This window comes from Pseudoduganella lutea, from assembly GCF_004209755.1.
GTDB lineage: Bacteria > Pseudomonadota > Gammaproteobacteria > Burkholderiales > Burkholderiaceae_D > Rugamonas > Rugamonas lutea.
The window spans coordinates 6,763,879-6,781,811 of record NZ_CP035913.1; the positions used below are offsets into that span (position 1 = coordinate 6,763,879).

General features: G+C 55.4%; 11 protein-coding genes and 1 pseudogene. 7 read left to right on the forward strand and 5 right to left on the reverse strand.

The window, feature by feature from the left end:
• The first annotated feature begins 251 nt into the window (after window positions 1-251).
• From EWM63_RS28570 to EWM63_RS28580, 3 genes are all read left to right on the forward strand, one after another.
• The gene (locus EWM63_RS28570) at window positions 252-1,871 is read left to right on the forward strand and encodes a methyl-accepting chemotaxis protein (protein WP_130189542.1); all 1,620 of its coding nucleotides are present in this window, start codon (window positions 252-254) and stop codon (window positions 1,869-1,871) included.
• A 27-nt stretch (window positions 1,872-1,898) separates the two neighbouring features.
• Window positions 1,899-2,615 (forward strand): recombinase family protein, encoded by a 717-nt coding sequence (locus EWM63_RS28575; RefSeq protein ID WP_130189543.1) that lies wholly within the window; start codon window positions 1,899-1,901, stop codon window positions 2,613-2,615.
• Between the two features lie 1,008 nt (window positions 2,616-3,623).
• On the forward strand, window positions 3,624-4,796 hold the full coding sequence (locus EWM63_RS28580; protein WP_229487557.1) for a sensor histidine kinase: 1,173 nt from the start codon (window positions 3,624-3,626) through the stop codon (window positions 4,794-4,796).
• A gap of 518 nt (window positions 4,797-5,314) precedes the next feature.
• Here the strand turns inward: EWM63_RS28580 and EWM63_RS28585 are convergent.
• Window positions 5,315-6,454 (reverse strand): sensor histidine kinase, encoded by a 1,140-nt coding sequence (locus tag EWM63_RS28585; protein ID WP_130189544.1) that lies wholly within the window; start codon window positions 6,452-6,454, stop codon window positions 5,315-5,317.
• A gap of 240 nt (window positions 6,455-6,694) precedes the next feature.
• Here EWM63_RS28585 and EWM63_RS28590 point away from each other — a divergent pair, with 240 nt between their 5' ends.
• Both EWM63_RS28590 and EWM63_RS28595 read left to right on the forward strand, forming a co-directional pair.
• The gene (locus EWM63_RS28590; protein WP_371861262.1) at window positions 6,695-7,300 is read left to right on the forward strand and encodes an IS5 family transposase; all 606 of its coding nucleotides are present in this window, start codon (window positions 6,695-6,697) and stop codon (window positions 7,298-7,300) included.
• 81 nt (window positions 7,301-7,381) lie between these two features.
• Window positions 7,382-8,377 carry an SDR family NAD(P)-dependent oxidoreductase gene (locus EWM63_RS28595; protein WP_130189545.1) on the forward strand — a complete coding sequence of 332 codons (996 nt, stop codon included), beginning with the start codon at window positions 7,382-7,384 and terminating at the stop codon, window positions 8,375-8,377.
• Window positions 8,378-9,497: 1,120 nt separating this feature from the next.
• On the opposite strand, the gene EWM63_RS28600 is transcribed toward EWM63_RS28595, so the two are convergent.
• From EWM63_RS28600 to EWM63_RS28615, 4 genes and pseudogenes are all read right to left on the reverse strand, one after another.
• A complete protein-coding gene (locus EWM63_RS28600) occupies window positions 9,498-10,544 on the reverse strand; it encodes a patatin-like phospholipase family protein (RefSeq protein WP_130189546.1) in 1,047 nt (348 codons plus the stop codon).
• Window positions 10,545-12,319: 1,775 nt separating this feature from the next.
• Window positions 12,320-13,098 (reverse strand): annotated as a pseudogene (locus tag EWM63_RS28605) (IS5 family transposase).
• Window positions 13,099-13,198: 100 nt separating this feature from the next.
• Window positions 13,199-14,380 carry a sensor histidine kinase gene (locus EWM63_RS28610; RefSeq protein ID WP_229487559.1) on the reverse strand — a complete coding sequence of 394 codons (1,182 nt, stop codon included), beginning with the start codon at window positions 14,378-14,380 and terminating at the stop codon, window positions 13,199-13,201.
• Window positions 14,381-14,910: 530 nt separating this feature from the next.
• Window positions 14,911-15,381, reverse strand: coding sequence for a response regulator (locus EWM63_RS28615; protein ID WP_130189547.1), 471 nt, complete (start codon window positions 15,379-15,381; stop codon window positions 14,911-14,913).
• A 139-nt stretch (window positions 15,382-15,520) separates the two neighbouring features.
• On the opposite strand from EWM63_RS28615, the gene EWM63_RS31940 reads away from it, so the two are divergent.
• Both EWM63_RS31940 and EWM63_RS28620 read left to right on the forward strand, forming a co-directional pair.
• A complete protein-coding gene (locus EWM63_RS31940) occupies window positions 15,521-15,685 on the forward strand; it encodes a hypothetical protein (RefSeq protein WP_165390979.1) in 165 nt (54 codons plus the stop codon).
• A gap of 1,754 nt (window positions 15,686-17,439) precedes the next feature.
• Complete coding sequence (locus EWM63_RS28620; RefSeq protein WP_130189548.1) at window positions 17,440-17,760, forward strand: hypothetical protein; 321 nt, start codon at window positions 17,440-17,442, stop codon at window positions 17,758-17,760.
• Window positions 17,761-17,933: the final 173 nt, after the last annotated feature.

The window sequence follows — 17,933 nt, forward strand, 5'->3', positions numbered from 1 at the left end:
CGGATCCTCGGTATGCATCCAGGGGCAGCGGAGCGTCCGAAGAACCCTGGCTGCATTGCGCTGTCTTGGCGCCCCGGCCAGCTGTCTTCGACGCCGCGCTGTTCTTGGCGCATCGTTCGGCAGCGGGTGCACTGGCGTTTTTTTAGCGTTTTTTTTACATTCTTAATTTCTTTCCATCCTTTTGTTCGCACCGTCGCCGTTAACCCTGATGACGAGCTGGAATGTATTCACACAAACAGGGGAACTACCGCATGAGAGTAAAAGATTTGTCAATCGCCAAGAGACTGGGCCTGGGATTCGGTATCGTGAGTGTACTGCTCGTGTGTCTGATCATGATGAGTAACGTCATGCTTGGACGCATGGACTCGAATACTGATGCAATCGTTCATGATCGCATGCCGAAGATCATGGCCACGAAGGACATGCTGCTGGAGGTGAACGATATCGCCATCGCTTTGCGCAATATGATGCTGTCGCCGGGGTCAGCTGACCGCGCACTACAAATGGATGAAATCAAGGCATCGAGAACGGCCATTGCCGGCATTTTGAACTCCATGAATGTTTCCATGAAGCGTCCCCAGGCGCGGGCATTACTGGCGCAAATCACTAAGGATATGGATGCCTACGTGGTCGGGCAAGATCAGCTGATCCAGTTGGTCAACGATGGCAATCTGGAGGCGGCGCGAACCTTGTTGAGTACGGAACTCCGGCCCTTGCTGGCGCGTCTGAAGGGATCGGCAAATGAATTGGTCAACTTCCAGAAAGGGTTGAGCGATGAGGCGGCCGCAGCTGCCGCGGCGACCTACACCGAATCGAGATTGCTTTCGATCCTGATTGGCGTGCTTGCCGTTGCTTTTGCGGTGGGCGTGGCCTGGTGGATTACCGTGTCGATCGTCCGGCCCGTGCGCAGAGCCCTGGAAGTGGCCAATACCGTTGCGGCCGGTGACTTGACCAGTCAGATCGACGTGGAAACCACCGATGAAATGGGGCAGTTGCTGCTGGCAATGAAAGCAATGAACGAGAGCTTGGCCCGGACGGTGCAAGTTGTCCGCGCGGGCACCGACACGATCGCCACCGCGGCCGCGGAGGTCGCTGCAGGCAGCCAGGACTTGTCGGCACGTACGGAGCAGCAGGCCAGCTCCCTCGAGGAGACGGCTTCCTCGATGGAAGAATTGACATCGACCGTGAAGCAGAGCGCCGACAACGCCCGGCAGGCCAATTCGCTCGCGGAAAGCGCGTCCGCTATCGCCATGCGAGGTGGTAACGTCATCGGGCAGGTGGTGACAACGATGGATGAGATCCGGGCTTCTGCGGCAAAGATCGGCGACATCACCAGCGTCATCGATAGCATCGCCTTTCAGACAAATATCCTTGCCCTGAATGCAGCTGTCGAGGCCGCACGTGCCGGCGAGCAGGGACGGGGCTTTGCCGTTGTCGCCAGCGAAGTGCGCACGTTGGCGCAGCGTTCGGCAGCGGCCGCAAAGGAGATCAAGCAGCTCATCAGCGATTCGACGGAGAAGGTCGCCGACGGTGCCGCGCTGGTGGGCCAGGCTGGCGCAACAATGACGGAGATCGTATCGAGCGTGAACCGCGTGACTGGTATTATGGGAGAGATCACGACGGCGAGTACCGAGCAGACTGCAGGGATCGAACAGATCAACCAGGCGGTGGGCGAAATGGATTCGGTGACTCAGCAAAATGCTGCACTGGTCGAGCAGGCGAGTGCGGCATCCGAAACGATGAGCGAGCAAGCCGCCAAGCTGGCCGAAGCGGTGTCGGTGTTCCGTCTTCACGCGCCGATGCCGCCGATGTCAGCGGGCGCCAAGGGCGCATCACACCCACTACGGCGCCCGGTACTTGCAATGAACTGACGAGACTTCGATCACGGGAGGCTACATATGGAGGTCCGCTGGGACGAGGCAGGGAAGCCGGTCCCCAGTGAGCGCAAACCGCTGGCGGCTGATCGCGTGGCGCTCACACCAGGCCGTGATGCCGACGTAGCATTGATCCGCCGAATCTACGCACTGTATATCGGACAGGGTGCCGGCGACAGTGCGATCGCCAGGGAACTGTCCACGGAAGGCTTGCGCACGGACCTGGATAAACCCTCAGATGCGGCGACGGTGCGGCCGATTCTGACGAGCGAAAAATGCTGCGGTGTCCTGGTCTTTAACCAGACCACGCGCAAGCTGCGGCGTCCCGTCGCCGGCAATCCGGAGAGCGTATGGGTCCGTTGCGAGAATGCGTTGGCGCCGATTGTCAGCCGCGACATCTTCAACCATGCCCAGCGTGTTTGCGCGGCGCGTGCAAGCACACCTGATCGCGAGCGTATCCTGCAGGCGCTCAGGGACATCCATGCGCATCACGGCACAATCAACGCACGCTTGTGTCAGCATTCCTCGCTGCCCGGCCGCACGACGATCCATGCCCTGTTTGGCGGCTACGTCGAGGCCTATGCGGCCGCAGGCTTGCCGGTGCAGAAGACGGCATCGGGCGCTCTCGGTATCCGGTCGAGGCGCATGATGATGAAGTGGCTTATCGAACAGTGCGCGGCAAAGGCACGGCTGGGGCCGCGAGGGTGGCGCAGTCCGATGCCTGGAATGTCCTCCTGTTGAATGACACGCTGCGGGTTCGCAGCGCCCTCGCGTCATGCCAGCGATACCCCGATACATTGCGCCGGTGGCGCATACCGATACGGCAAGGCGAAGGCTCCGACTTCGTCCTGTGCGCATTGCTCGACCGCGGCAAATGACAGGATCGAGCAATTCATATTGCTTGCTACCGAAATGTTTAAGCAAGGCAGCCTGTTCCTTTGTGAGCGAACGCTTGGCCGCTGCGTTGAACAGTGCTTCGCGACACTCGACGAGGTATTCGGCTTGACACCGTACGGGTAGAAAAGCTCCGAACACCAGGACGAGCACGGCAGCTTGCCACCGTCACGCGACGCGCCTTGGCGATCCTGCGACAACGTCCTTTCGATGAGATCGTCGCTCAATCCCTCGCGACGCTGGATGCGATTGCGAACAGATGATTTCGATTGCGTCGAACGCTTGTACATTCCGCTATGCCGACACGTTAATCGGGCTGCAGCATCTAGCGCATACGGAACTGAGAGCGCGCCTATCGGGACGTATCGTCACATCTGAGGATCGCGTCCTGCAGCGTGGTGTATCAAGACTTCACCACAGTTGGCGTAAAAAAGACAGCTTGAGGGCGGTCGTTGTCATTCTTGAGGTAGCGTTGGGTTTGCGACGACCTTAACGCAACCATATGGAGCCATGACCGACGCCACTATCGCCTTTTCGGAGCTCGCCGAATACTGGACATGTCCTCCTTTATCAGTCGTGTTCGGCGATTGAGAAGGTATCGAGCGGTGTTCTCCAGCCATCATGCGCCGTTTCTTTGCTCTAGACGTATCTCTCTTCGGTGATACGGCTGTGCACACGAATTAGCATAAGTTAAATATAGTTGCTAGTTGCATTTAACATTGCTCGTCTGAGATTCTCAGTCAGCAATCATTGCTATTGGATCACAACTGGCGCGACGTGCCTTCGTCCGCACCTGATGAATGCAATATCCCCATTTGTAAGCAATCGGTATCGCAATAGGGTACGCTTATCAGCGTGATCTTCTTCTTCATAGAAAGATGTCCGTTAACTTTGCACCCCATTCCTATGACCATAGCTAAATTCATCAGGGCAAATAGCGAAAAAATACTTGCTAAATGGGAAGTATTTGCGCGAACATTGGGAGCCGTTACTGAAAATATGTCCAGTACGGATTTGCGAGATCACGCCAAGCAGATATTAGAGTTTGTTGCAGCTGATATCGATGACGTGAGGCAAGACCTTCATGGGGACAGTCAACGCAGCCCGGCAGCACTCGCCGACTCCAAGGACAGTGCTTCATATATCCATGGCCGATTGCGCTATGCTAGTGGTTTTACACAACTACAGCTCATTGCCGAGTATCGGGCGCTCCGTGCGAGTGTACTGCGGCTTTGGGAACAAGACAGCGAATCGATCTCGCGGGACAGTCTGCACGACGTTATTCGCTTCAACGAGGCGATAGATGAGTCGATTTCTGAAGCGGCGATGGCGTTTTCTGAGAAGGTCAACGAAACCCGTGACCTGTTTTTAGCGATTCTGGGGCACGACCTACGTAGCCCGTTGGCAGCAACTTCAACAGCGGGAACCTATCTATCAACACCTGGTGTCTTCAACGAGCAAGTGAGGCAGATAGGAGGCCGGGTTAAGAGAAGTGCGGTGACAATGTCGGGTATGGTGGACGATCTGTTAGCGCTCGCTAGAACGCAGCTTGGTGATGGCATTGCCATCGAACGAGAAACTTGTGACCTCCTCCAGATGTGTGAATGGGCCATAGAGGATGCGCGTTCCGCACATCCACGGGCGTTATATGAACTGAGTGCCATTGGTGATCTTGCCGGTAGCTTTGACCGCCCGCGACTGCAACAATTGCTAACGAATTTGGCGAACAATGCTGCGCAGTATGGATCACCAGGCTTGCCTATTCTGATCAGCGTATCGGGTGAGGTAGAGCGCATAGTCTTTATGGTGCGCAATCAAGGACCGACGATCCCAAAAGATGCTTTACCCAAATTGTTCAGTTCGCTAGTTCAGTTACCTGAACAGAATGGCGACGAGAGGCCAAGGAGTAGCCTGGGGTTAGGGCTGTTTATTGCGAAGCAAATTGCAGTGGCACATGGAGGTAGTATTGATGTGACGTCAGACGAAGTAAATGGCACCGTTTTCTCAGTGATTATTCCGCGAACGTGACACTGGGAGGCGGCGGAGTAGTGAATTGAAATCAACTTCCTGGCCTAACGCGATGGCATGGACTTGTCCGCACAGTGGACAGGATGGTCAGTATATTCGCTGCCACATGGCAAAGCCAGAACGCCGGGAGATCTCTGATTATCTCCCGCCGATCTATCAGCGAGTAGTTCGCCGCGGCGCTTTCGCCGCGACTGTCGGCCTGTGGTGCAGGTTGGTCCCGACAAGCATTGGCACTGCATGCATAATGCATGCGCTGCCGCTGCGTTGTTGGTTTGCACACACCCGTCCTTAGGCGATGCGTGAGCGCTGGCCGAAAGTGGGCGAGTACGCATCCCCGCAGCCGCATCGGATTTACCTACGAGCTCCTCAAGAAATTTGCGCAGCGATTTTTCGAGATCGGCACGCAGCGTTTTCTAAGCGTTCAACGAATTACCGGCGTGTATAAGACGACTGCCCACAGACAGGCTCACGGCATGCCACTTGGTCAGTTCCTAACGTGCGTGGCAAATGGCCGGCGACTAGATAGCTTTGGCGATGGGCAGGGCAAATGTAACGGTCGCTCCAGAGCCAGGCCCTCGACTTCGGACGTCAACGCATCCTCCGTGAGCCTCGGCAATGTTCTTTGCAATGGTCAGGCCCAAACCTGCCCCAGGCTTTGTCCGATCGGGCGATTCGGCAAAACTCTTGAATGGCTCGAAGACCTCGCCCAATCGGTTCGGCTCGATACCAATACCGTTGTCCAAGATGCTGACCTCAAGCAAGCCACGCTCGACAAATGCTCGCATAGCGATGTCGGCCCCTTCAGCAGAATAGTGGCTCGCATTGAGTAGAACGTTACCTAAAGCTTGGGCAATTCGATCCGGATCGCAGTGCAGCCTGATGGAACGATCTGCCGTCTCCACACGCAGGAATTGCGCGCGGGCTGTAATCGAGGTGAAAGCGAAATCTACTGCGCGGTCGAGCACTTCGCCAACGTCGCTGTCGCGCGTCGCAATAGGCATGGCTTCTGGACCATCTAACCGAGCGGCTTGAAGCAAATCATCGATAAAGCGTGAAAGCTGCTTTGCTTGGCGCTCGACAACATGCGCCATGCGTGCGATCGAGGCGTCCACAGACAGCACTCGCATAGCAGTTGCCGCGCTCATGATCGGCACCAGAGGATTGCGCAGCTCATGCCCGAGCATCGACAGGAAAAGCGAGCGATCTTTGTCGGTGGCCTTCGCCTGGTCCTCGAGACGGCGACGCTCGCTAATGTCAGTGAGGGCGCAAAGCGACCCAGCCAGGCAGCCTGCGCCGTCGAAGAGTGGTCGAGCGTGAAAGACGAGGCGCCGGGACTGTCCATCCACGGCTTCCGCCAACAACTCCGTTGGAGGGACTTCCTTGCCTACAGCCGCCAAGGCGGGCGGCGAAAGCGCTGCGTCGACCGGACTTTCGTCAGGTAGCCAGAGCGCGACAAATCCACTCCAGCGGCCAGTATGCGAGTTGGGCCTGCCGCCCCACAAACGCTGCGCGGCTGCGTTGTACGACACCACGACTCCATGCGAGTCACAACGGAACGCCGGACAAGGCATCTGGGCGATTGCCCAATCCCAAGCTTGCGACCACTGGTTGCTATGCAGCAGGTGACTCGGCAAAGCGGAGTTATTGTCTCTACTCATCGATTTTGATTAGCGCAACGGCAAGCGCGCCCAATTGGCGCTGAAACGGGTCAATTATGGGTCAGCTCAATCCAAGTTGTGTAGGAATAGTTCTCATTTCGCTGTCAGCATGGAGCGTGAGAATTGATCGGCCTTTGAGCGTTCGGTTGATGACCAAGCAGCCCTGAATGGTATCGCGCATGGGCCTTATACGGGCATCCGATGGGAAGACTTACCCAAGAACTGGGCTATTGCAGCAGCATGACCTGGTGGCGACGACTGCGCAATTGGCAGGCCGCTGGCGTTTGGGACAAGTTGCACTGGCGATGCTGGTTAGGTTGCGCGAACACGATCAGATTGACTGGAGTCGCGCCAGGATCGACGAGGCAGCGTGGCCAGCCCCCGGGAAGCGGAAACTGGCCCAAAGCCAACGGACGAGGAAAACTGGGCAGCAAACGGCACATCGTCGTCGACGCTAGCGGCGTTCCGCTGGCTATCACGGTCCTGGGGGCAAACCGGCATGATTCGACAGCGTTCGAAAGCACTGAAGCGATCCCGGCCGTGCTAGGTTTGGATAGGCGACCGAGGAAACGCCCCCGCACACTGCATGCTGACAACGGCCAGGAATATACTCGATGCCGACGTTATTTGCGTAAGCGCGGCATCACAGCGCGCATTGCCCGCAAAGGCATCGAAAGCAAAGACCGCCTGGGTCGGCACCGCCGGGCCGTCGGGCGAACACATTCGAGGTTCGCCGGTTTCGGGAAGCTACGAATCCGTTTCGAACGCAGGCTCGATAGCCAGAAGGCGCTGCTTTCCATCGCAGCTGCGGTCATAACTTCACGCTTGGTAGATGACTTGTGTTAGCAGAGCTTAGTGCCGGTCAGTATCGTGCGAGGCCGCGGCGGCCTGTCTCCCTATCATGAAGCTAACTCAATGGGAGAAAACATGAAGTTTCCGATCCTGCCGCTGCTGACGGCACAGCTGACCGGCCGCGCCGCTGTGCTGTCCGCCAACGCACGCGCCGCCGTGGCGGGTAAGACTTACGTGATTACCGGCGCCTCCAGCGGTTTCGGCAAGGGCGTCGCGCTGGAACTGGCGGCGATGCGCGCCAACGTGGTACTGGCCGCGCGCCGCACCGGGGCGCTGGACGCCGTGGCCGCGGAAGCGACGGCGAAAGGCGGCAATGCCCTGGTGGTGACGACGGATGTCAGCCGGCAGGAAGAAGTGCAGCGCCTCCTCGATACGGCCGTGGCGCGCTTTGGCCGGGTGGACGTGTGGATCAACAATGCGGCCGCCGGTGCCATCGGCGTGTTCGACACGATTCCCGTCGAGGATCACGCCCGCGTGGTGGACGTCAACCTGAAAGGCCTGATATACGGCAGCCACGTGGCGCTACGGCAGTTCCGCAAGCAGGGCGCGGGGACGCTGGTTAACATGGGGTCAGTCGAGAGCGTGGTGCCGCAGGCGTATCACACCTCGTATTCGGTGACCAAGGCCGCCACGCTGGCGCTGGGCCGCGCGCTGAACGAGGAATTGCGGCTGACCGGTGCGCGCAACATTAAGGTGGCCACCGTGCTGCCTTGGGCCGCGGATACGCCGTTCTTCACGCACGCGGCCAACTACAGCGGCGGCACGCCGCGCATGCCGCTGATGGACGAACCGGGTAAGGTGGTGGATGCGATTGTGGGGGTGTCCGTGCACCCGCAGGAAGAGTTGGCCGCGGGATGGAAGGCCAAGGCCGCCTGTGCCGGTGCGCGGCTGTCACCCGACCTGGCGAACCGCTTCGCGGGAAACGTAATGCACCACTATCAGTTCGACACCGCACCGCCGGCACCAGTCACCGACGGCTCGCTGCACAGGGCGATGTTGGAAGGGACCGGCATCGACGATGGCCACCGCGACCGCATCGAGCGGGAAAACGCGGCGCGCCGTGGCAACTGACTGTAGAAGACAGTACGTAATTACGGAAAGACGAAGGCAACGCCGCATGGAGCTTGGGTTAGCGGCTCTTCGTAGCCCCTTTCTGCAGCTCGCATTCTCGTGAACGCTTTTTTGTTTCCGTCTTTTATGAACCTACTTCGGTCTCCCAACTTGAACAAGTCCCTCCGCTTAGATGGTCAACCGCTAGATGACGCTGCTTTGATAGCTGATCGCCAGACGTTGGTCGACCAGTTCAATGCTGCCGTCGGTTCACCAAGAAAAGCCATCGAAGAAATGTAAAGGAATTTTCCGAGATATCGCTGGCGCGCTATGTGTTCTGCGTTTTTACACGGACTGACATGAAGGAGGTGATTCGCCCAGCCACGCGAAAAACCACGCCAACGAAATGTGCTTTGAGAGCTGGCGAAGCTCACCAAAGGGCCGCACATAGACTCACCTGATGAGTAACGTTTCAAAAACGGCTAATGCCAAGCCATATGGACGACTTGATAGGCTATCCGCTGCACACTAAATGCGGCGCTAGAATCCGGAAATTTTTCTGTTTTAATGATGAGTTTCTCGATAAATCAATTGGATCTCAGATTTGTAAGGTGGGTGAAAAGTTTAAATTGGTCAGAGACGCCTGATCGCCCAGTTCCTGGAACGTCACTGCCCGGATTCAGGTGATGCGTTATTGACAGATGAACGCCATCTGCGCTGCCATGGTCGTGTCAGAACCCTTGATGCTATCTCGATCGAAATGTCTTTCTCGCAAAGGTAGCTCGCTGCAGCCCGAGTGCCCAGCATTTCCTGCATAACCAAGCTAACCTCTACTTCATCAGCACAAAGACGATCCGCCCTCAACTGTGCCGTATCATCATCGACTGAGTCCGTTGCCCTACGCTTAGCATCATTCATTGGTTTGCTCCAATTTTGGTCCAGTCTATGCTATCTGATTAGCTCGTACGACGATGCCAATAGACAGGACATCATTCTGTCAGAATTTGCGTACATCAAAAGTTCAGCAACCCCTGCATGGGCTACCGATCACACACTATGAATTAGCGTACATATCAGCAGAGTGCCCCAAATAGTCAAACAAGGGGGACCACAGCGCAAGATTGAAGGATCGCAGGGTAGGTCAAACCTTGGAAGTATTGAGCGCTTCTGCTTTTTGCACTCGCATCGGGTTCATCGTTGACAGTTTTCCTATAAGGTCCAAGTTTTGCTTCAACCATTGTTCCGCTGTGGCCACGCCGAGTTGGCGCAAGTGAAGTAGAAATGGCAACTCGGTGTTAAATTTGCTTGATAAGTGCAGCTTCTGAAGTTCTTCATTAGCACTAATCAGATGCAGTCGAACATCTGCTGAATGTATGCTGTCACTGTCTTCGACGTCGATTATCCCGCCCAGATGACGTATCTCGCTGATATCGCGCACGAAGCTGATATTGAAAGCGATTTCGCTAGTTCTGCTCATGATGTCGCTCATCGTCTTTGGTAGGCCAGGGCGCGCTATTGGATTATTCTGTACGATAACGATGTCAGCCGGACCTCTCTCAACCAGGGGTGATAGCGATGGATTGCCCACGAAACTACCATCCCAGTAAGATTCGCCATCGATCACTACAGGCGCGAACACGTACGGCAAACATGATGAAGCTGCAATCATCCGCGCGTCTAGTTCGCTACGAGTGAAAATACGGCCTGTGCCACTACGGATATTCGTAGCTGGGACGTATAACTCGATCTCTTCGCAAGCACGTACGCGCTCAAAGTCAATGAGCGTGCTTAGTAGAGGAATCATTGGATTCATGCTCAGCGGCGAAATAGGGGGTGCCAGAATCCCCGCAAAAAGTTGCATCAATTGGTAGCCCGGCGAAGTGGCCAATGTACCGCCGCCCGTTGCCCAGTCGACTGGCGAAGGGCGTGCTGGACTAACCATTGATGCCATAGAACTTAGCCCGTACCAAAAACGCTCCAGTGCAGCGCGAGCGCCTTCGCGACCGCCACCACGGGCATAGCCGTCGGCAACTACCGCGGCATTTACACTACCGGCGCTTGTACCGCTAATTGCAACAATCTCAAGCGCCGTTTCCTGCAAGAGGCGATCGAGAACACCCCATCCGAAGGCGCCCAGCGAGCCGCCCCCTTGTAGCCCGAGGCTAATTCGCTTGGTTCCGGCCGTCATTCATACTCTCCATCTAGGTTAGCCGAGAAGTCTATCTCAGCTCGGCTAATTGCACCGTACGGTACCGCGCGTCAAGATATCAGGACGGGCGCTTGGCTCCCTTCCTGCCTCCTTGCTAACCAGTAAGGGGGGCGCGCGCTCGTCCGCATGCATCGACACATGTTCGGACCGTTGCCGTCGAGCAGGGCATGGGGCAGGCAGTAGGGCGGGATGTGATCGGACACGCGGACCTGTCGTCGGGCAAGTTGGACAGCAAAAGCAGGGAACAGCACATTGCTGAGGACGCTGCTCGCTTTATGCACAGAACAAGTATCCGGGAAGCTAGTAGCGGTCACCCGCCTTGGCTTGACTCGGGCAGTTCTATACTCCTTGTGCAAGATAGAAATATTTTTTCGTGCTGCCGCTGTGCGCGCTCCCAGAGCGAGTATGGTTGTTCAATGTTTGCTGTCTTCCATAGGTCCACCACCTCATAGGAGGTGGCGTCGGCGGCGATGGACAAAGTCATAGCTGAGGCGGAACCACGAATTATGGAAACGAAGTTGCTTGTCACGAAACAGCGAAACCTGATTGCCAGGCCAAATGCCACCCAGTGTTCGACAGACAAAGCCCGAGAGCGTTCAAGAGTGTTACGTCACAGGCTGCACCTGCAATGTGTGCGTCGAGGCGGCTCCATGAGGATTGGAAACGTCACTCTGACGTTCCCTAACTGCTAACCAAAAGGGAATTTCCCCTTTCCTAAACGCGCAATATCCCTAAACGGATGGCGACGCCAACTTGGCGGCGTGCCATCTAAAAGGAATTTCAGCGAATGATCGCATCAATCTTCTTGACACAAGGCATAACCATGGATGAAAGAAATTATCATAGACAAGACCTTCGAACAGCGGGTGCTATTGACCACGGACTCGCGATACAAGGCATGGGCGGTCCAGCAATGGCAATGGAACACCTGTTGAGAAGCAATATTGCCATGCATACAATTCGTCGGGTAATGTCGAGCCCTAATGAGCGCAGACGCATTGGCGACGTCGGGTGTGGACATGACGGGACGTGGGGACTTTATGCCAGGGTGCACCGCTCAGCCTTGGACGAGTAATTGGGAGAAATCAACATCCATTTGTTCTTTTCTACGAAACTCACTTTGCCTCAGCGTGGGACACAACTCGACATCAATGGCATCTCTGACTAGCTTAACTTTTTCACATACCTTACACAGCTGGTCTGCCGTTGACATGGTAGGTAAAGAACTATCGACGCTGAAGAATGTGGGAACTTTAGTGCCACATTTCGTGTGCAGCGGATAATCGTGTAGATTAACCGCAGTACGTTCTAAAGCGTAATTTAACCACGCAACTTCCGAAACGTCGCTCAGTAAATGAATCTTATATCCCTTCGGCAAGCTCCGCCAACTAACGTACATGGCTCTGCGCGGAGTTAGCTGCGGTGGTGGTCTTTTCGACATTGCTCATAGGACTCCTATTTGTTGCTAATGCAACATTAATGCCGTACGTTCTGATGCACGCTACGATAGCACCTGTACTAGCGAAGAATCATTATCTCACGAATACGATGTGATATCTGCTTTGGTGATAAGTGTTCGATTGGTGGGATTGAGCCGGTCTATCTAAATCCCTTCATGCTCTGGGTAAGGCCACAACCCCGTCATAATGGTACGTAGATGTTGATTGCAGCGAATGTGACCTACTTTGCCCAATAATTTGGATCTGAGTCGGTCCCACGGTTAAGAACGCCTAACAAAACCTCTCGACATACCGCTAACAGATGAGCGAGCAGGCAAGCGACAGAAACGCTTGATGCATATCTGCTCGCCGTTCATGCCGGATGCGCAACCTGCGGAAGCGGTGCAGCCAACCCAAAATTCGTTCGACGACCCAACGCCACCGCCCAAGCCTTTCACGCGACTCTACTCCGTAGCGCGCGATGCGAGCGGCGATGCCCCGACTACGCAGCCAAGCCCGATGGGCTCTTGAAGCGTACGCTCGGTCGGCATGCAGCTTACCTGGACGCTTGCGGGCACGGCCTGCCAGCCCTTTAACCGCCGGGATTGACTCTACCAATGGGATGAGGAAACGCGAGTCGTGTACCTGCGCGCCCGAGATCTGAGCTACTAGCGGAAGCCCGCGCTCATCGACCAGCAAATGGTGTTTGCTCCGAGTTTGCCGCGATCGGTCGGGTTTCTGCCCGTGTGCTCGCCTCCGGCAGGGGCCGGTACGCTTGCAGCGTCAACGCAAGCTCAATCCCACATGATCTGGTCGTGCTCTCGGAGCCGTCGAAGTATCGCCTCGTGGATACGCTGCCAAACGCCGGCTAGCATCCATTCCTGAAGGCGACGCCAGCAAGTCATGCCACTGCCGCAGCCGAGTTCGCGCGGCAGGTATTCCCACGGTATTCCAGTTTTGAGGACAAAGAGTATTCCGGTGAACGCCGCCCGATCATCGATCCGTGGCCGGCCGCCTTTCGGTGATCGGTGATGGGCTGGAAGGTGAGCTGCTACAAGCGTCCAGAGGTCTACAGGAAGAAGTGCTCGTGCCATGGCATCAGTCCGTCTACGAATACTGACGCCATCTTAGTGCTCGGACGGAGCCTTCGCACGTCCGCTATCGACCCGAAGCGGACCTAAGGAAATCGCGTTATTAACGAGGTATCTGTACACTAAATTCCGTGCCATTTAGGTCGTCAGAGGTAACTGAGATGTCGCCGCCATGCGCAGTGGCAATTTGCTTTGCAATATAGAGACCGAGTCCAAGACTGCTTCGTGGCCTCTGCCCACTGACGTGCTCTGTCGCCTGCACTAACGAAGTGAAAAGGGTTGGTAAAACGTCTTTTGGAATCGTCTGTCCTTGGTTCTGAACTCTCAGAAGTACACGATCAGGCTCGCCCACGATGTGGACATTGATTGGGGTATTCGGTGCACCATATTGTGCGGCATTAATTGCTAAGTTTGTAAGCAATTGCTGAAGTCGTGATTGATCGAACGCACCTATCAGTTCTCCAGTTGCATGAAAATCGAACTGCGCACGGGGGTGCGCTGCGTTTGCGTCTTCAATAGCCCACTGACCCATTTCGAGGAGGTCGCATTCTTCGCGAACGATTGCAATGCCTTCGCCTAGCTGTGTACGGGCTAGTGCTAGGAGGTCATTGACCATTCCATTCATGTTTGCTGCGCTACGTTTTACACGCACACCGATCTGCTGAACCCGGTCGTCAAACGCACCCGGTCTTAGTAGATAAGTGCCAGCTGTCGCCATTGCAGCCAAGGGACTACGTAAGTCGTGCCCAAGAATTGCTAAAAACATGTCGCGAGTTTCGTTCAGCTTGTCAGAGTAGGCAACGGCCGCGTCTGCTAGTGACTGATCAATTGCTTCGTTAAAGCGCATGATGTCCTCGGGATTTTCGACTAACGCAGCAGCCCCGTCCTCCTTCCAGAGTTTGAGAACACTTGCTCGAAGCGCTCGATATTCTGCAATCAGTTGCAGAAGGGTAAACCCGCTGGCGTAACGTAACCTGCCATGAGTAACCGAAGCGCTGTCGTCTGAAGCTGAGGTCGGTTGCTCACCACGAGACTTTGCGTCAGTTTGTTCTGAGGTCTGGTCCTGTTCAATGTCGCGCGCTACGAACTCTAGAATCTGCCTGGCATGGTCTCTCAACTCAAGGCTGGACATCTTGTCTGAAGCTGCGCCAAAAGTTGCAGCAAATGCTTCCCATTCGACAAGAATCTTCTCCATATGAGTGATGATGTATTTTGAAAGATTCATAGTGCCAATTGTGAGAATAGGAAGAACGCCAGGACGGCGAAGCAATTTAACTTTCAGCATAGCCTAGCTAGCTGAGAACTGCAGCTCAAGAACCACAGGCGTGACAAGGTCTGCTTGTGGCCGAAAGTAGCCGTTCGGAATGGCTCAGTGTACGATGTTGCTATCAGGACAAGCAAGGCGTTTTGTTAGGCGCTCTAAGACACAATCCTGCTCAACAAGTTGAGTAGACCGGAGTGATTGACGTGGCATAACTAGGCATTATTTGACACTGGCACATTCGCGGCAAGGCGCCCTTGGAGGGAGCGCCAGACGCTTAGGCATCTCAAGAACAGTGTCCGGCGCGCTGGCTCTAGCTGCGCGCGGACGAGCCGGCCTAGGCCGAGCAGCGCTCTCGCAGCGCAATCGACACCCGCTCGGTCCAGCAACTTCAGCCATGCTTAAGACCGAGGCAGCTCGATCCAGGAAGCAGCGAGGTACGCTAATGCAGATCCATAAGGACCTAAAGGAATTGGGACTGAGGGGGCATACGACAGGGGGGCAGCGTGGAAGGAAGGACACACTGAGCGGGTCAATCCATCAGCAAGCGAACATCAGTAGCTGCTCACAGCAGGCGAGACAGCAATTCCCCGCTCGTTGAGGACGCTCTGCAAAGCCTCTACAATGGTTTCGAGTTTCGCTGGTTTGGTCAGGCAGCAATCGAATAGTGGGGGGCCGGCGTAAGCTCTTCCTTCTGACCCATGCCAGCCACTTAGGGCAAGGATCGCGACGTTGTCCCAGCCGGGCAGGGAACGGATCGCTTTTGCAGTTTCGTACCCGTCCAGAATTGGCATTCGGATATCCAAGAGGATAACCTTCGGTTGCCAAGTGTTCAGCACTCCAAGCGCCTGATTGCCTGAGTACACCGCCATTGCTGTGATTCCACATACCTGAAGCAGGTCAACCAACATGTCAGCGACAAGCACATCATCATCGACAACCAAGACAGGAATTGAATGCATATCCATTTGGCAATAAATTTTTGCGTACGCGATGACATGAAGTGTATCCTGGCAGCTGCTCACAATGAGTGTATCCGTGTGTAAATATCTGGATGTGCGGCGTAGATGTCACACGTTGTTGTTTTCTCGATGCCACAAGGTCAACCATTGATACGCCTCAACCCGTCCTGCTGATATGGGCTTATCGTAGAACGGGGGAGCCATGGTAAACACCAAACGGATGTCAATAGAAGCTGGCGGAGATGCCTTACAGCACCTGGCAGATGAGCTGGCCCTGACACATGGCGAGATGTTCAGCGCATACTTTTTCGAAGAGCACTGGGAGGCGATTGAAAGAGTGATCGAAAGGCTAGTCAACGATGACTAGCTTAGGCTCCCCTTCCAGGCAATTGCCTTGCGATTGAGACAGTACGCTAACTCAGTAGGCCGTGCGTTGACGCCTCTCGCCCAGTGGGTGTAGGACGCGAACAGTAACTTTGTACCCTACGCCTTTGCTAGCGAGAAAGGCCGAGCACGATCCAACTTGCCTTCCATTGCAAGTCGGATAGCAGCTTCAACGAACGCCTCGTGTAGGTGGTTTCGTCAACGATCTGGGATCACGGCTGCAATGCTTACGGCGTTATAGTGTACGGATGCTGTCACGAAGTAGCCCGGCCTCTAGAAGCCGTTTTCTGTACTTTATCGATACTTTGCAAGCCCCTGGCGCGATGGTAGGTCAGAGAGTCGCTGCGTTTTGGCTGGCGCACATACAGTGCCTGGCCCAATGCCCCGATCACAAAATTGGTTCACATCGAACTGCTTACTCGTCCTTCCTCCCAGGCGTCAGCGACCACCTTACCACTGAGGTATTGCGCCGACAAAACGGCCCTGCGACACATGCACGGCCAGCAATATCACGGTGATTGCCAAGCAACTTGCTTTCATGCACAAGACTTAGGAACGGAAAATTGCCTGGGTTTGCGACGTTGCACACTACGCCAAGTCGTAGCCGAATGAATGCCGGACCCATTCAGCTTTCATGACGATGCCGCGTGCGAGAACGGAGGTATGCGGCATCAGGAGAAAGTGACGCGTATGGAGGTTACCCAAGCGCGGCGCGACGACAAGACGACGCCGATGCACTTGCAAGCCAGCCGTATTGGGCAGCTGGACCAACTGCCATCTGCAACTTGCACATCCGGTAAAGCGTGTTCTCAGCACGCACCTTCACCAGTCAGCCATACAGTGCTGTCTTCGGACAGTCGCCTCGCGCCACCTCAACCGGCCACGTGCCTAGCGTCCGCCAAATACCCCTCATCCGCTTTACACGCATCGCTGTCCTGCACCGACCGTTAAAAAATACTTGTTTTGACGCGACTGTTGCGTGAACCACTCACAATTTCACATTCTTTCAGGTATTCTTTTTTTCAGGAGGAAACAGTGATGACTCAAGACGGCTTATCAACCTGCCGTCGCTCCGATTTCGCACGAGCCGCTCTTGTTGAGACTGCAATCCGATTGCAGGCCGAGCATGGTTCGGTTGTAGCTGTGGAGTTTCTTATCTCAGCGAACCTGCGGCCCGAAGCGATAAATCGTGTCCTTTCCGAACCAAGTGAGAGACGGACAGCACCTTTTCGATAGCTATGGCGATGGATGCTTCCCAAGCGCCTGACCCGAGGAGGCCTTGCTCCGAGTGCTGATGTGGGTGGTTTATCGCACGATAATGTTGAACCAATTCAGCTAAGCTGGCCGTTTGCTGACTCGGAGAAACTTTCAAATGGGAACCCGCACAGACGTGCTTACCGGACAACATTTGCAAGTTGCACTCGTCTTCAAGAAAATGCTGGGGCTCGAAGAGGCAATAGCATATTTGCGTTCTGCTCGCGTTGAGCAACATCTAATTGACCGCGTACTTCTCAGCGATAATCATCGACACTTCCCATACCCCTCACAAAGTGATACCGGAATTAACGCGCGCAATGATTAGCCTATTGTGCTCTGCAGCAGGATTGGCACGCAGGAACGCGCAATCTCATTCCCTGCCATAGGGCTAACTACTGTGCGCTGCTGCGCCTCAAAAGTGCGCTGCCCACTTTCGTCATAGGATATGCTTCGCTAAAATTCGGAGATTTGGGCTGGCATATGTTCGAATACACCGTGGTGAGCTGCCGCCGTCGCAAATTTGTGCAGGCAGCGGTTGTGCAGGCCGTTACCAAATTGATGCATAAGATCAGCGAGCAGCGGGTGCTCAAGCTGCTTACCGATGAGCAGGTGCCGATCCATGTCATTGAGCGCGTCCTGTCACCGCTTGGTTATAGACGCGCGATGATCCATACGCGATTGCCGATGCCGAACCTGTCGATGCATTCCGGTTGGCTGCGCCTGACGCATGCCACGCCAGATCAAACCCTCGCTGCGATATGGCTTGGCCGATCCCATTTACTACAGCACAAAGACGGGTGAATTGCCATCCTAGGATATCTATAACGCCAGCGGCCTTGGTTTGCTTCGGGCGCGCCAATGCTACGGGATGGAATACGACTGCTGCGCCACGTGGAGTTCGCAGACCGCTTCGAGCTCGTAGGGCTGCGTGCTGATGCCCCCCTTTGCATCGTAGGGTACAACTTTTGGGACCA

What these genes read in the sequence shown, in the direction of transcription:
- EWM63_RS28570 (WP_130189542.1), top strand. Translation starts at nt 252, where the DNA reads ATGAGAGTAAAAGATTTGTCAATCGCCAAGAGACTGGGCCTGGGATTC.
- EWM63_RS28575 (WP_130189543.1), top strand. Translation starts at nt 1,899, where the DNA reads ATGGAGGTCCGCTGGGACGAGGCAGGGAAGCCGGTCCCCAGTGAGCGC.
- EWM63_RS28585 (WP_130189544.1), bottom strand. Translation starts at nt 6,454, where the DNA reads ATGAGTAGAGACAATAACTCCGCTTTGCCGAGTCACCTGCTGCATAGC.
- EWM63_RS28590 (WP_371861262.1), top strand. Translation starts at nt 6,695, where the DNA reads ATGACCTGGTGGCGACGACTGCGCAATTGGCAGGCCGCTGGCGTTTGG.
- EWM63_RS28595 (WP_130189545.1), top strand. Translation starts at nt 7,382, where the DNA reads ATGAAGTTTCCGATCCTGCCGCTGCTGACGGCACAGCTGACCGGCCGC.
- EWM63_RS28600 (WP_130189546.1), bottom strand. Translation starts at nt 10,544, where the DNA reads ATGACGGCCGGAACCAAGCGAATTAGCCTCGGGCTACAAGGGGGCGGC.
- EWM63_RS28610 (WP_229487559.1), bottom strand. Translation starts at nt 14,380, where the DNA reads ATGCTGAAAGTTAAATTGCTTCGCCGTCCTGGCGTTCTTCCTATTCTC.
- EWM63_RS31940 (WP_165390979.1), top strand. Translation starts at nt 15,521, where the DNA reads ATGGTAAACACCAAACGGATGTCAATAGAAGCTGGCGGAGATGCCTTA.
- EWM63_RS28620 (WP_130189548.1), top strand. Translation starts at nt 17,440, where the DNA reads ATGTTCGAATACACCGTGGTGAGCTGCCGCCGTCGCAAATTTGTGCAG.